Genomic DNA, 15,379 nt, shown 5'->3' with positions numbered 1-15,379 from the left:
TGATAATTGAAAGACTATAGTGATTAAACTCAAAGGATTTATTTATAACTATCAGAATCAATTTTAAAAACATAACAACTAGAGCTCCAAGGTTTTTAAAATACAAGTGGAAAACCAAAATTAATTAAAAAGAGAGGGGCCTCTTAAAAGTCATTAACTACGACTTTTGGGACAGCCCCTCCGCATTTTGTTATTCCTTATTTTGTTGTTCTTTTTGCTCTTTCAAGACTGCTTTTCTTGAAATGTTTACTCTGCCTTGGTTATCTATTTCAGTAACTTTAACGAGAATTTCGTCTCCAATGGAAACTACATCTTCAACTTTATTGACACGCTCTTCCGCAAGCTGGGAAATATGAACCAATCCGTCTTTTCCTGGGAATAGTTCAACGAAGGCGCCAAATTTTTCGATTCGTTTTACTTTTCCTAGATAGATCTGTCCTACTTCGACTTCACGAACAAGATCTTCAATGATCTTCTTCGCCTTTACATTCATCTCTTCATCCGCAGAGGCGATAAATATTTTTCCATCTTGTTCAATATCGATTTTTACGCCAGTTTCTTCAATAATTTTATTGATTTGCTTACCGCTTGGACCGATGACATCTCTAATTTTATCTGGATTGATTTGTAATGTAAGAATTTTAGGTGCATATTGAGATAGTTGTTTTCTCGGTTCCTTTATCGTTTCTAGCATTGATTCTAAAATATGCATACGTCCATGTTTTGCTTGCATTAAAGCTTCTTCAAGAATTTCTCGGGATAAACCTTCGATCTTAATATCCATTTGCAAAGCTGTTACACCCTTTTCAGTACCAGCAACTTTGAAATCCATATCACCGAGATGGTCTTCCATTCCTTGAATGTCAGTTAAGACAGTGTAATGTTCACCTGACTTAACGAGACCCATCGCAATTCCTGCAACTGGAGCTTTAATTGGAACTCCCGCATCCATCATAGCAAGCGTACTGGCACAGATGCTCGCTTGTGAAGTGGAACCGTTCGATTCCAATACTTCCGAAACAAGACGAATCGTATATGGGAAATCAACTTCATTAGGTATTACAGGCTCTAATGCACGTTCCCCTAATGCACCATGTCCAATTTCACGACGGCCTGGCGCGCGGATAGGACCTGTTTCACCAACACTAAAGTGTGGGAAATTATAATGGTGCATAAAACGTTTTGATTCCTCTATTCCAAGTCCATCAAGAATTTGCACATCACCGAGAGCACCTAGTGTACAAATACTTAGTGCTTGAGTTTGTCCACGGGTAAATAAACCGGAACCGTGAGTTCTAGCCAATAATCTAACTTCAGAAGAAAGAGGTCGAATTTCATCTGGTTTTCTTCCATCTGGACGAATTTTCTCAACCGTAATTAAACGACGAACTTCTTCTTTAACAAGGTTTCCTAAAATTTGCTTTACTTGTTTGATTGTATCATCTTCAATATTTTCACGTTCAGAGAAATCTTCAATTACTTTATCTTTTACTGCTTGAATTGCATCCTCACGAGCATGTTTTTCTTCTACTTGAATGGCCTCAATAAGTGCTTTTTCACACATATTACGTACTTCTGCGTCAAGATCTGCGTCTACTTCATAAAGTATAACTTCTCTTTTTTCTTTTCCAATTTTACTTACAATCTCTTCTTGAAATTGAATAAGCTTTTTAATTTCCTCATGACCATACATGATTGCCTCTAACATGATTTCTTCTGGAACCTCATTGGCACCTGCTTCAACCATATTAATGGCATCTTTAGTCCCTGCAACTGTTAAATTAATATCACTATTTTCCATTTGCTCAACAGTAGGGTTAATAATAAATTCTCCATCTATTCTACCTACTACTACGCCTGCAATTGGACCTTCAAACGGAATATCGGATACGCTTAATGCAAGAGAAGATCCAAACATAGCTGCCATTTCAGAAGAACAGTTTTGATCAACACTCATGACAATACTAACAACTTGAACTTCATTACGGAAACCATCTGCAAAAAGTGGACGGATTGGACGATCAATTAGACGACTTGCTAAAATAGCTTTTTCACTTGGACGTCCTTCCCTTTTGATGAAACCACCCGGAATTTTACCTACTGCATATAATCTCTCTTCGTAGTTAACCGTTAAAGGGAAAAAGTCAACTGATTTTGCATCTTTAGATGCTGTCGCGGAACTTAAGACAGCAGTATCTCCATATCGAATTAGGGCTGCTCCACTTGCTTGTTTGGCTAATTGGCCAATCTCTACTGTTAGTGGTCTCCCCGCCCAATCCATGCTAAATGTTTGTTTTAATTGTTCCATACATACTTTCCTCACTTTCATACGAATCGATCCATCTCTTATATTGTGGACTTGTACTAATAATTTGTTCTTGTCATTTGTTGGAATCAATGCAGCCGGCCGATTACTGAACATTAGACATAGGCACGAACAAAAGCGCAATCACCTTGCTCACGGACTACAGCCCCACAGGATGTGGGTCCGTCGACGAAGACATAAGGACGTGGGGTTTTTAGTCGACGTTGCTTTTGGGCCTTTGACTTACGCAAAAGAAAGGACAAAAAGTTGGCTAGTCGATAGGCGCTGGAGCTAGACGATTACAAACGAATTCGTACTCATGTCCAATGTTCAGTTCTGCCACGCATTGCTTGACAGTCCTAAGGAGTATTGCCTCGGGCAGCAACAATGAAACCTCAATGAAACCTCTTACTAAAAATTACTAACAAAAAAGCGGGAAAATTCCCGCTTTTTAGATGGCTATACGGATATTATCTACGTAAGCCAAGACTGTTAATTAATTCACGATAGCGTTGCACATCTTTATTACGTAGATACGTTAAAAGATTACGACGACGGCCTACCATTTTCAATAAACCACGACGAGAATGATGATCTTTTTTGTGCACGCGAAGATGATCGTTCAATTTGTTGATTTCTTCAGTTAAAACCGCAATTTGAACTTCCGGAGATCCGGTATCACTTTCATGAATCTTATATTGGTTGATGATTTCATTTTTACGTTCTTGAGAAATCGCCATCCTGTTCACCTCCTGTTTTCCTATCCCCTGTTACCTAGCAAGCGTTGGTGAGTCGCCTTGCCAAGCAAAGGTTCTTGATACTGTATTAGAATACATCTTTCCTAGACAAAAATCAAGTTTATTTGTCCAACTCATAAAAGTATTCGATTGCTGTTTGTACATCCTTCGAAATTTGCAATTTTAATTCTTCGATACCATTAAATTTTTCTTCATTCCTCATGTAAATGTGCCACTCAACCTGTACTTCTTCTCCATAAATAGATTCGTCAAAATCTAAAATATGTACTTCAATAGAAAGCATGGTTTCACCAGGTACTTTGAATGTAGGGTTATATCCTACACTACATACACCGTTATACCACCTTCCTGCAACATTGAAACGTACAGCATAAATTCCTATTTTCGGAACGAGATAATCATTTTCCAATTGAATATTTGCTGTTGGAAATCCTAATGTTCGTCCACGCTTTTCCCCGTGAACAACTGTCCCTTTCGTAACATAAAATCTTCCTAATAAATCTTTCGCTTTGATCATTTCACCATCATGTAAAAGCTGCCGAATTTTCGTGGAACTTACTTTTTCATGATGATCTTCCAATTTATCTACAGTTGTTACATCAAAAAATCCTTTACCATGAATTGGCAATGTTTCCATCGTTCCTTTCCCAAACCTTCCGTATGTATAATCAAATCCGCCTACAACATGCTTTGCATTTAAATTAATTAAATATTCTTTAACAAAAGTTTCGGGCTCCAAGCTTGAAAAAGCAGAAGTAAACCTCACCACAAATAAAAAGTCTATCTCAAGGGTTGAGATTAAATCTATTTTATCCTTAAGAGGAGTAATATATTGAACTGTCTTTCTTTCTTTTCCTAGTACAACGGAGGGGTGTGGATCAAATGTCATCACAGCACTTTTCCATTCATTTTCAATCGCAATTTTGCGTGCGGTAGAAATGACCTCTTGATGTCCTTTATGAACTCCATCAAAAAATCCTAAGGCTATCGCCATAGGGGGGAAATCGTCTTTACTATATTGATGTGGATGATTAATCATAATAACTTTCAATTTTTTCACCTGCTATTCATTTCGTATAACTTTCACTGGCTTTATAAAAGTTTCGTTATCAGGATGTACCTGATAAATTGCATAAGCTTTCTCTTCATACATCATTACAACCTGCCCCTGTGCTGGCCAGTTGCTTGGCCGTGGAAGAACTGCTCCATTTTTAATCTTTACCACTAAATTACTATCTAATGGAAAAAAGGACAAGTGCGAAATACCTTTTTCCAATGGATATATAAAACGAAAGATTTGATCTTCTTGGATCAACTTTTCCAATTGCTCAAAAGATAGACAATCACTTGCTTTTATTGCCGCCGAAGCCGTTCTTGTCAAGGAAGACATATGTGCAGGATAGCCTAATTTTTCGCCTATCATGACAGCTAATGTTCGAATATACGTTCCTTTGCTACAATGAACACGAAATCGAAAAGAAACGGTGCCGTTCCTATTTTCTATCGAATCGTCAAGTAATGCTAACTTATAAATATGCACGGTTCTAGAAGGTCGTTCCACGGTTATACCTTGACGTGCATATTCATACAATCGTTTTCCGTTTACTTTAACAGCTGAAAACATCGGTGGCGTTTGCTTTATTGTTCCGATAAAAGATTGAAGGATTTTTTCGATTTCGTCTATTGAAATATTTCGCTCTATTTTTTTTTCTTCTACTATTTCCCCGGAAGCGTCTTCTGTTGTCGTTGAAAAGCCTACTGTCACTTGTCCTTCATACACTTTACCTGCATCCGTTATGTACTCGGCAATTTTAGTTGCTTTCCCTAAACAAATGGGAAGAACACCATCTACATCTGGATCTAATGTTCCTGTATGTCCCACTTTTTTCATTCGCAGCAGTTTTCGTACTTTAAAGACACAGTCATGAGATGTCATACCTTTCGGCTTCCATAACGGTAATATTCCGTCCATACTCTCGCGTCCCTCCTTTTTGGTTAAGTTAACTTTTTTTCCCTCAATAAATCAACACTGATCTTTAAGATAAAAAAGCCGTCACCAGTTTGAGCTAAGACCAATCACCAAATCTATAAATAGGTAATTCGTACAAAGCGTATATGGGACGGCTGAATAATTTAACTCGCTTTAATCTTCTTTAATTTGTTTAAGTAAAGATTCAATTCGATTTCCATATCCAATAGATTCATCAAATTCAAAGGAGATTTCCGGGGTTTTGCGAAGTCGGATTCGTTGACCAATTTCTGTTCTAATGAATCCTTTCGCTTTATCAAGGCCTTTTAACGTATTGGCTTTTTGCTCTTCATCCCCAAGAACGGATATATAAACAGTTGCTTGCTGAAGATCTCCGGTGACATGTACATCCGTTACTGTAACAAAACCAACACGAGGATCTTTAATTTTTCTACTGATTATTTCTCCCAGTTCTTTTTTCATCTGTTCTCCGACACGATTGGCACGCAAACTCATAAAAAACACCTCTCATTACAGCCACTCAAATGTTGTGCTAATTCTTTCCCATTCTGGAAAAGAATCAAGAAAACTAAGGGCATGATTTAGTTCACGCTCTAAAGCCTGTCTAGAAGATGATACAGTTGTGATGGCAATTTTTGTTAATTGCCATACGTCTTGATGATCAACTTCAGCTGCTGCCACATTGAATTTCTGTCTAAGTCTAGTCAAGGTACGCTTTAAGACGGCCCTTTTATCTTTTAATGAATGGACATGAAATATCCGGTATTCACACTCTACGAAACCGATCAAGTGCGCTCAATTTCTTCCATCAAGAATGCTTCGATAATGTCTTCTTCTTTTACATCATTGAAGTTCTTAATTGTTATACCACATTCGTATCCTTGGCTAACCTCTTTAACATCATCTTTAAAGCGTTTAAGGGCGTCAATTACACCTTCATAAATGACGATGCCGTTTCGGATTAATCTAACTCCACTGTCACGAGTAATCTTACCGTCCGTTACGTAAGAACCAGCAATTGTACCGATTTTCGATACCTTGAATGTTTGTCGAACTTCTGCTTGTCCGATAATTTTTTCCTCAAATTCTGGATCAAGCATTCCTTTCATCGCAGCTTCAATTTCCTCAATTGCTTTATAAATCACTCGATGGAGGCGAACTTCTACTTTTTCTGAATCAGCAGCTCGTTTGGCATTCACATCAGGTCTGACATTGAATCCAATTACAATTGCATTTGAAGCTGCAGCAAGCGTAATATCAGATTCGTTAATCGCACCTACCGCAGTATGAATGATTTTTATATTAACGCCTTCGACATCGATTTGCTTAAGCGCTGCAGCAAGGGCTTCTACAGAGCCTTGTACATCCGCTTTAACGATGACGTTCAGATCTTTCATTTCACCTTGCTTCATTTGTTCGAATAACGTATCAAGGCTGACACGGGAGCTTTCGTTTCTTGAAGCAAGCAATGCTTCCTGAGCACGAATTTCTCCAATTTGACGGGCCGTTTTTTCATCATCAAATACTACAAAACGGTCTCCCGCCTGTGGTACCTCATTTAATCCTGTAATTTCTACCGGTGTAGATGGTGGTGCTTCTTTTACTCTTCTACCGACATCATTTACCATTGCTCTTACACGACCAAACGTGCTTCCAACAACAATCGGATCGCCGACCTTTAAAGTACCGTTTTGTACAAGTAATGTTGCGACGGATCCGCGCCCTTTATCAAGTTGGGCTTCAATAACAGTCCCGATTGCATTTCGGTTAGGATTTGCTTTAAACTCCTCTACTTCACCTACGAGTAAAATCATCTCAAGCAAGCTGTCGATCCCTTCACCCTTTAACGCAGATATAGGAACAAAAATTGTATCTCCGCCCCAGTCTTCAGGAATAAGACCATGCTCAGTCAATTCCTGCATGACACGGTCAGGATTGGCAGTTGGTTTATCCATTTTATTTACTGCTACGATGATAGGAACCTCTGCTGCTTTTGCATGGTTGATAGCCTCAACCGTTTGTGGCATTACACCATCATCCGCTGCAACAACTAGAATAGTGATATCCGTTACTTTAGCACCACGAGCACGCATTGTCGTAAATGCAGCGTGACCAGGAGTATCTAGGAATGTTATTTTCTTCCCGTTGGCAACGATTTGATAAGCACCAATATGCTGAGTAATACCCCCAGCTTCTCCTGCAGTTACTTTTGTATTACGAAGTGAATCCAGTAACGTTGTTTTACCATGGTCAACGTGACCCATAATCGTAACAACAGATGGGCGTTCAACTAAGTTTTCCTCATTATCTTCAGTAAAATACACTTCTAGGTCTGTAGCATCGATTTGGATTTCTTCTTCTACCTCTACCCCATAATCTGTACAGATTAATTCAATCGCATCTTTATCGAGTTCTTGATTAATCGTGGCTATAACACCTAAAAGGAATAATTTCTTAATAAGTTCAGTTGGTTCACGATGAAGCTTCTTTGCAAGCTCTCCAACTGAAAGTGAACCGCTAAACGTAATTTTTTCCGGAAGCTCTTTTTGTTTTTGAGGAGCCGGCTGATGTTGCTGCGGCTTCTGCCTCTGTTTGTTGTTTTTATTATTTATATTTTCTCTGCGATTTTTATTTGTGTTTTTATTATTGTTTTTTTGTTGTTGGTTTCTATTCTGATTATTTCCGGTACCATTTTTCATATTATTATTATTTTGCCCCATCTCGTTATTGCGTTGTTTCCCAGCCGGTCTTTGTTTAGGTGCTGAGTTTGTATGAGTGTTTTCAGAGCGGCGTTGGTGATCATTCGTGTTTTTTGCCTGCTTTGGTTTAAACTCTTTAGACTGTCTCGTTTGATTACTATGAGGTTTCTGAGCGGTTTGCTGGCTATTCGGTTGGACTTTACGCGGTTGACTTTGTTTTTTTGAATCGATTTGTGTATTCTTGCCATTTTGTGTATTCTTGCCATTATAAATAGAATCCAGTTTTCCGACAGTTTCTGCATCAATCATAGACATATGATTAGAAACTTCTATATTCAAACTTTTTAACTTCGAAATTACATCTTTACTTGATGTATTTTGCTTTTTTGCGTATTCATATACACGTATTTTACTCATAGGTTCACCCCCGTTTTATTCATCGAGCATTGAAGATAGCTTTTTTGCAAAGCCTTCTTCCAGGATGGCGACAACTACTCTTTCGTCCTTGCCAATCGCATTTCCAAGTTTTTCTCTTGATTCTACATAATGAAAAGGAATGTCATAATAAGTGCACTTATCCTGTATTTTTTTTGAAGTATTTGAAGAGGCATCTTTGGAAATTAATACAAGCTTTGCTCTTCTGTTTTTGATTTCCTTAACGACCAATTCTTCTCCGGAAATAATTTTCCTCGCTCGATTAGCCAATCCAAGCAGTGACATCCATTTTTCTTGCTTCATTGTTTAGGCTTGCTTTCTTTATCTAATAATGAGAGAAGTTCTTCATAAACAGAATCATTGACTTCCGCATTTAACTGGCTTGCGAAAATGTTTTTCTTTTGTGCCGTGAGTATAGCATCACGGTCTAGGGAAACATAAGCGCCTCTTCCGGATTTTTTACCAGTTAAATCTACGGACACTTCTCCGTCCTTCGAGCGAACAATGCGTATCATTTCTTTTTTCGGTTTCATTTCTCCCGTAGCTAAACATTTTCTCATGGGAATTTTTTTTTGAACCGCCAATCTCATTCACCCCTATTCGATTTCTTCATCATTTAAATCGAATGTGTCACTTGATTCATCTTCATCAAAAAAGAGAAGAGATGCATCACGTGGATATATGCCAGCTGCCCGAGCATCAGATTCACTTTTTATATCAATTTTCCAACCTGTCAGTTTTGCTGCAAGTCTTGCATTTTGTCCACGTTTTCCAATGGCCAATGATAATTGATAATCTGGTACGATGACAGTAGTCGCTTTTTCTTCTTCGTTAATTTCTACATCAAGTACTTTTGAAGGGCTTAGTGCATTTGCTACAAAAACAACTGGATCAGACGACCATTCAACAATATCGATTTTTTCACCTTTTAATTCATTAACAATCGCTTGGACCCTTGCCCCTTTAGGACCGACACAAGAACCTACTGGATCAACCTCAGGATTATCTGTGCTGACTGATATTTTAGAGCGGTCTCCAGCTTCACGAGCTACAGATTTAATTTCAACTGTACCATCATAAATTTCCGGAACTTCAATCTCAAATAATCTTTTCAATAAACCTGGATGTGTTCGAGAAACATATATTTGTGGACCTTTTGTCGTCTTTTCAACTTTCGTAATATAGACTTTAATTCGATCATGAGGTTTATATGTTTCATTTGGCATTTGCTCACTTTGAGGCAATAAAGCTTCTATTTTTCCTAGACTTACATAAATGAATCTCGGATCTTGCCTTTGTACAATCCCTGTCATTATATCGTCTTCTCGGTCAATGAATTCCGAGTAAATAATACCTCTCTCCGCTTCACGTACTCGTTGTGTTACAACTTGTTTCGCAGTCTGAGCTGCAATTCTTCCGAAGTCTTTCGGTGTTACCTCTAGCTCAAGGATGTCCCCTGTTTCATATCCAGGGTTAATCTTTTTAGCTTGATCAATAGATATTTCAAGTCTTGAATCAAATACTTCATCAACGATTTCCTTGCGTGCAAAAACTCGCATTGTTCCGGTTTCCAAATTCAAGTCAACACGGACGTTTTGTGCTTGATTAAAATTCCTTTTGTAAGCTGAAACAAGAGCCGCTTCGATTGCTTCAATCAATACATCACGACTAATTCCTTTTTCTCTTTCCAGAATAATGAGAGCATCCAATAGTTCCGAGCTCATTTAGTGGTCATCCCCTTTAATTCACTTTTTACCTTTGTATGAATCAAACATGTATTTTTGGACTTTGTTAAACTTTGTACGTACATTGATCTCTGTTCCACTCAACATAGTAGAAAAATCAAAAGTGTGGTTTAACTAATCCATTTTTAAAAAACTACGGCTAATCTAGCTTTTGCAACTTTATCAAATGGAATTTCAATCGTTTTAACCCGTGTTTTGATTTTTATTTCTAGTGTAATGACTCCTTCATTAAAATCAATCAGCTTACCTTCAAACGTCTTTTCGCCTTCAATCGGCTCATATGTTTTAAGATGTACGTTCTTACCAATTGAAGATGTAAAATCTGATTCTTTTTTCAACGGGCGTTCTGCACCTGGAGATGATACTTCTAAGAAGTAATTATGAGGTATTGGATCGATTTCATCTAGAATTACACTTAGTCTTTCACTTACAATACCGCATTCTTCGATGTCTACGCCATTTTCCTTATCAATAAATAAGCGGAGGAACCAATTTTTTCCCTCTTTTACATATTCAATATCGACAAGGTCAAGCTTCATATCTTCAATAATGGGAGTTACGAGTTCTTCAACGATTTCTGTTACTTTACTCATAATGACCTCCAAGATGAGAGTTTCAATAGTTTTCATTTTTAGTGTTGAAATCGAAAACCGATACTTGGCTTGCTGTTAGTTCCTACTCTATCTAGCTGCAATGCCTTCCGCTTTTCTTGTTCAGCTGAAGGCGCCAGCCCCTCGAGGTCAAATAACCTGAGTCAATAAAAGTCAAAATACGGACTTTTTTTGACTCAGAACATTTGCTTGTCGGGGCTGATCAGGCGCCTTCCGCTTTTCTTATAACAATACGAAAGAGTGGGGGATGCCCACTCTTTTTGTCAACGGAGAGTTATTCATAGTATTTCCATTAAAAATATACCATATCCATCATGGTTATGCAAATTATACAAATTCACTAAAAAAGAGATAGTTGATTTTGATCAGGCAATGATTCTAGACAACCATGTTTTTCTAGGTATTCAATAATGGTCTTTGAAACCTTTCCTCTTTGCTGCAAGTCTTCTTTCGAAAGGAATTCGCCATTTTCTCTTGCTTTTACGATGTTTAACGCAGCATTCGTTCCTAAACCTGGTATTGAATTAAACGGAGGAATTAAGGCGTCTCCATCAATAATAAACTGTGTGGCACTTGATCGATAAAGATCTACGCGTTTAAATTTAAAATTTCTTTCACACATTTCCAAAGCAAGTTCCAACACAGTTAGTAAGCTTTTTTCTTTTGGAGAAGCGTCTAGACCCTTCATATTAATTTCCTCAATTTTAGCTCGGATTGTTTGCGAACCTCTAACCATTGCTTCTAAATCAAAATCTTCTGCTCTTACGGTGAAATAAGCGGCGTAATAATACAATGGGTGATGCACTTTAAAGTAGGCAATCCTTACAGCCATTAATACATATGCAGCTGCGTGAGCCTTTGGAAACATATATTTTATTTTTTTGCACGAATCGATATACCATTCAGGAACACTGTTCTTCCTCATTTCGTCTTCCCATTCCGGAGTGAGGCCTTTCCCTTTTCGGACTGATTCCATGATTTTAAATGCAAGTGAAGGCTCAAGCCCTTGGTATATTAAATAAACCATAATATCATCACGACAACCAATAACCTCTGATAGTGTACAAGTTTTGTTATGAATGAGTTCCTGTGCGTTACCAAGCCAAACGTCTGTACCATGTGACAAGCCAGAGATTTGCACAAGCTCCGAAAATGTTGTCGGTTTAGTATCTTCTAACATTTGGCGAACAAATCTAGTTCCAAATTCAGGTATACCGAGAGTACCCGTTTTACACATAATTTGTTCCTCTGTTACACCTAGAGATTCCGTCCCGCTAAATATTTTCATTACTTCGGGATCATCGGTTGGTATCGTTTTTGGATCAATCCCGCTTAAATCCTGCAGCATTCTTATAACAGTAGGATCATCGTGACCTAGAATATCAAGTTTTAATAAATTATCGTGGATCGAATGAAAGTCAAAATGGGTTGTTCTCCATTCTGAACCACTATCATCAGCCGGATACTGAATCGGTGAAAAGTCAAAAATTTCCATATCATCCGGAACAACAATAATCCCGCCTGGGTGCTGCCCTGTCGTTCTTTTTACACCAGTACAGCCTTGGACTAAACGATCGATTTCGGCACTTCGCAAGTGAAGATTATTATCTTGCGCGTATCCTTTTACGTAGCCGAAAGCCGTTTTTTCCGCAACGGTTCCAATTGTACCAGCACGATAAACATAATCTTCCCCGAAGAGAACCTTTGTATAATTATGTGCTTGAGGCTGATATTCACCTGAAAAATTCAAATCAATATCCGGTACTTTATCTCCCTTAAAACCAAGAAAAGTTTCAAACGGAATATCGTGGCCATCTTTTTTATATGCTGTTCCACATTGTAGACAATCTTTATCAGGCAAATCAAATCCTGAACCAACCGATCCATCATCAAAAAACTCCGAGTGCTTACAATTCGGACAAACATAATGGGGTGGCAGTGGATTTACTTCGGTTATTTCTGTCATTGTAGCAACGAATGAGGATCCAACTGATCCCCGGGAACCTACTAAGTAGCCATCATCCAATGATTTTTTTACAAGTTTATGAGATATGAGATAAATAACGGCAAACCCATGTCCAATGATGCTGTTTAATTCTTTTTCTAATCTTGCTTCTATAATTTCTGGGAGTTGATCACCATAGATGCTTTTTGCCATCTCATAGCTCATCGTCCGTATTTCCTCTTCAGCACCTTCAATTTTCGGTGTATAAAGATCGTCTTTAATTGGTTTAATGACTTCAATCATATCCGCAATCAAATTCGAATTTTCGACAACTATTTTCTTTGCGTCCGCTTTTCCTAAAAAGGAAAATTCAGAAAGCATCTCGTTTGTCGTTCTAAAATGGACATCTGGTAATTCATGCCTATTTAAAGGATTTGCTCCACCCTGTGAGGAAATTAAGATTTTCCGGTAAATTTTATCTTCTTCATTCAAATAATGGACATTTCCAGTGGCGACGACAGGAATATTTAGTTTATCTCCCATGCTGACCATATTTTTAATAATATCCTCTAGGTCGTTTTCATTTCTTACAAGCTCCATTTCAATCAATGGGGCATAGACAGATTTAGGATGAACTTCAAGATAATCATAAAAGGCTGCTGCTTTCTCTGCTTCAGCTTGACCTTTTTGCATCATTGCTTCGAAGACTTCTCCTTTATCGCACCCAGAACCGATAAGAATCCCCTCGCGATGTTTTTCAAGTACCGATCTTGGGATTCTAGGAACCCGATAAAAGTAGTTCATGTGAGAAATAGATACGAGCTTAAATATGTTTTTCAATCCTATTTCGTTTTTTGCCAACAACGTACAATGGCTTGGTCTTGCCCGCTTATACGCATCGCCTTCACCCATAAAATCGTTGAATTGATCATGATATTCTATGCCCTTTTCCTTGGCATCTTTTAACATTTTTAAAAATAAAAATCCAGTCGCCTCGGCATCATAAATAGCGCGATGATGCTGTGTCAATTCAATATCGAATTTTTTTGCCAACGTATTTAAACGATGATTCTTAAATTCAGGATATAGAAATCTAGCAAGCTCTAACGTGTCGATTACAGGATTTTTTGATTTTCCAATTCCTATTTTTTGGAACCCAGTGTTTAAAAAACCCATATCAAATGTTGCATTATGAGCCACATAGACGGCATCTTCTGACCATTCGTAAAATTTCTGAAGCATATCGTCTACTTCCGGCGCATCTTTAACCATATCATCGGTAATACCAGTTAATTCAATTGTTGTAGCAGATAAAGGATGATGCGGATTAGCAAAGCTTTCGAATTTATCTACAACTTCACCATCTCTGATTTTGACTGCTGCAAGTTCTATAATTGTATCGTAAATGGCTGATAGACCAGTAGTTTCTACGTCAAACACGATATATTCAGCTGTTTCGAGAAGTCGGTGATCACTATTGTAGGCAATCGGAACGCCGTCATCAATTAAATTTGCTTCTAATCCATAAAGGATTTTTATATCATTTTTTTTGCCTGCACTATAAGCCTCGGGAAAAGATTGTACGACGGCATGATCCGTAATCGCAATCGCTTTATGCCCCCATTTCTTTGCTTGGGCAACATAGTTCGATATTGAAGTTACAGCATCCATTTGACTCATAGGAGAATGAAGATGCAATTCAACACGTTTTTCGCTTTCTCCTGCCAAATCTTTACGTGTTTTTGGCTTTACTTCGTTAATATCATTAGCAATCATGACTAAGTCGCGAACAAATGTATCATTTTGTACGCTCCCACGTGCTTTAACCCACATTCCCTTTTTAACCATATTGAGCATCTCTGCATCTTCTTTATCTCTTGAAAACATTTTTACTAATATGGAATCTGTATAATCAGTCATTTTAAACGTTAAAAGGGAACGTCCGCTCCTAAGTTCTCTAATTTCAGCATCAAAAATATATCCTTCTATCGCAATTCTTCTTTCTTCATCAACAATATCTTCAATCTTTTTGATTTCATCATCGTTTTTAATGGTAAGACCAATGATAAGTGGTCCTGAGGATTCACCATTATTTTTTTCTTTTTCCGCATCCGTCCGTTGCATATCAACAATGGCTTGTCTAGCCCTTTCCTCATCTTCTTTTCTATTTGCCTCAATGATTCTTTGGACTTCCTCGGATTGCTGTTCTTCACTTACCTCTGTATCAAATTGGAGTGGAGGAAAGCCAAAACTTTTGTATACATTAAGAATGATTCCACCATATTTTGACTTTAACGTCTCAGCTTCTGTGTGATTTCGTGTGCGGATAATCAATTTGTTCCCATTTATTGTAGGAGTTTGTTCGTTTAATAAGGTTAATAGCATAGGAGAGATGCCGTCTATTTCCTGAACGCATCCATTCCAATAGTCTATAATAAGTTCCTCAGTAGGAACGGTATCTTTTGTTTCAACTACAAAACTAACAGAAGCAATATGTTGAAAAGATTTTTGAAGATGATTAGAAAATGTAGAAAACACATTATGCGGAATGATTTTTTCAAACATGAAGGAAAAATGCCATTGTTTTTTAGATCGATCTATTATAAGCTTTGATATTTCTGCATTATTAAAATATTGAACAAATGCATCATCAGTTAAGCCAAGTTGTTGCAGAAGCAACTGAAATCTCTCTTTTTTTTCGGCGGGATTCATTGCCACATCTGCCTCCCATGAAGGAAGGGCCTGGGTCATAACTATATTAGTCAAAGATAAATCCGAACAATAAGTTAGTTAGTGTATATACCCGCTCCGGAAATATACTTCGCTTAGAAAGATTATTTTTCGGTTTTAGGTTTGTTTGTTTTAGTTATGTCCCGGCCCCTATATTTTTA

Annotated in this window: 12 protein-coding genes; all 12 read right to left on the bottom strand. The window is 37.7% G+C overall.

From position 1 onward, the window contains the following. Positions 1 to 190 precede the first annotated feature (190 nt). The 12 genes from pnp to KHA97_RS02880 all read right to left on the bottom strand — a co-directional run bounded on the left by pnp (position 191) and on the right by KHA97_RS02880 (position 15,200). Complete coding sequence (pnp, locus tag KHA97_RS02935; protein ID WP_213123254.1) at positions 191 to 2,308, bottom strand: polyribonucleotide nucleotidyltransferase; 2,118 nt, start codon at positions 2,306 to 2,308, stop codon at positions 191 to 193. 467 nt (positions 2,309 to 2,775) lie between these two features. Continuing rightward, positions 2,776 to 3,045, bottom strand: a complete 270-nt coding sequence (gene rpsO, locus KHA97_RS02930) for a 30S ribosomal protein S15 (RefSeq protein WP_213123253.1) — start codon at positions 3,043 to 3,045, stop codon at positions 2,776 to 2,778. A gap of 118 nt (positions 3,046 to 3,163) precedes the next feature. Beyond that, a complete protein-coding gene (gene ribF, locus KHA97_RS02925) occupies positions 3,164 to 4,114 on the bottom strand; it encodes a bifunctional riboflavin kinase/FAD synthetase (RefSeq protein ID WP_213123252.1) in 951 nt (316 codons plus the stop codon). A 12-nt stretch (positions 4,115 to 4,126) separates the two neighbouring features. Beyond that, positions 4,127 to 5,035: a tRNA pseudouridine(55) synthase TruB gene (truB, locus tag KHA97_RS02920; RefSeq protein ID WP_213123251.1), complete on the bottom strand. Its 909-nt coding sequence runs from the start codon at positions 5,033 to 5,035 to the stop codon at positions 4,127 to 4,129. 171 nt (positions 5,036 to 5,206) lie between these two features. Next, positions 5,207 to 5,548: a 30S ribosome-binding factor RbfA gene (gene rbfA / locus KHA97_RS02915; RefSeq protein WP_213123250.1), complete on the bottom strand. Its 342-nt coding sequence runs from the start codon at positions 5,546 to 5,548 to the stop codon at positions 5,207 to 5,209. A gap of 15 nt (positions 5,549 to 5,563) precedes the next feature. Then, on the bottom strand, positions 5,564 to 5,842 hold the full coding sequence (locus KHA97_RS02910; protein WP_213123249.1) for a DUF503 domain-containing protein: 279 nt from the start codon (positions 5,840 to 5,842) through the stop codon (positions 5,564 to 5,566). Continuing rightward, positions 5,839 to 8,169, bottom strand: a complete 2,331-nt coding sequence (gene infB / locus KHA97_RS02905) for a translation initiation factor IF-2 (protein ID WP_213123248.1) — start codon at positions 8,167 to 8,169, stop codon at positions 5,839 to 5,841. Before infB ends, KHA97_RS02910 begins: the two co-directional genes overlap by 4 nt. Before the next feature lie 15 nt (positions 8,170 to 8,184). Next, positions 8,185 to 8,490, bottom strand: coding sequence for a YlxQ family RNA-binding protein (locus KHA97_RS02900; protein WP_213123247.1), 306 nt, complete (start codon positions 8,488 to 8,490; stop codon positions 8,185 to 8,187). Further along, a complete protein-coding gene (gene rnpM / locus KHA97_RS02895; RefSeq protein WP_213123246.1) occupies positions 8,487 to 8,771 on the bottom strand; it encodes an RNase P modulator RnpM in 285 nt (94 codons plus the stop codon). Before rnpM ends, KHA97_RS02900 begins: the two co-directional genes overlap by 4 nt. A gap of 12 nt (positions 8,772 to 8,783) precedes the next feature. Then, positions 8,784 to 9,911 (bottom strand): transcription termination factor NusA, encoded by a 1,128-nt coding sequence (gene nusA, locus KHA97_RS02890; RefSeq protein ID WP_213123245.1) that lies wholly within the window; start codon positions 9,909 to 9,911, stop codon positions 8,784 to 8,786. A 146-nt stretch (positions 9,912 to 10,057) separates the two neighbouring features. Continuing rightward, complete coding sequence (gene rimP / locus KHA97_RS02885; protein WP_213123244.1) at positions 10,058 to 10,525, bottom strand: ribosome maturation factor RimP; 468 nt, start codon at positions 10,523 to 10,525, stop codon at positions 10,058 to 10,060. A 358-nt stretch (positions 10,526 to 10,883) separates the two neighbouring features. Next, positions 10,884 to 15,200, bottom strand: coding sequence for a PolC-type DNA polymerase III (locus tag KHA97_RS02880; protein WP_213124283.1), 4,317 nt, complete (start codon positions 15,198 to 15,200; stop codon positions 10,884 to 10,886). Between the last annotated feature and the right edge of the window lie 179 nt (positions 15,201 to 15,379).

Origin of the sequence: Lederbergia citri, from assembly GCF_018343625.1 — a bacterium.
Taxonomy (GTDB): Bacteria; Bacillota; Bacilli; order Bacillales; family Bacillaceae_C; genus Lederbergia; species Lederbergia citri.
The sequence above is the reverse complement of the archived record's forward strand: the minus strand, read 5'-3'. Positions and strand labels throughout refer to the sequence as shown.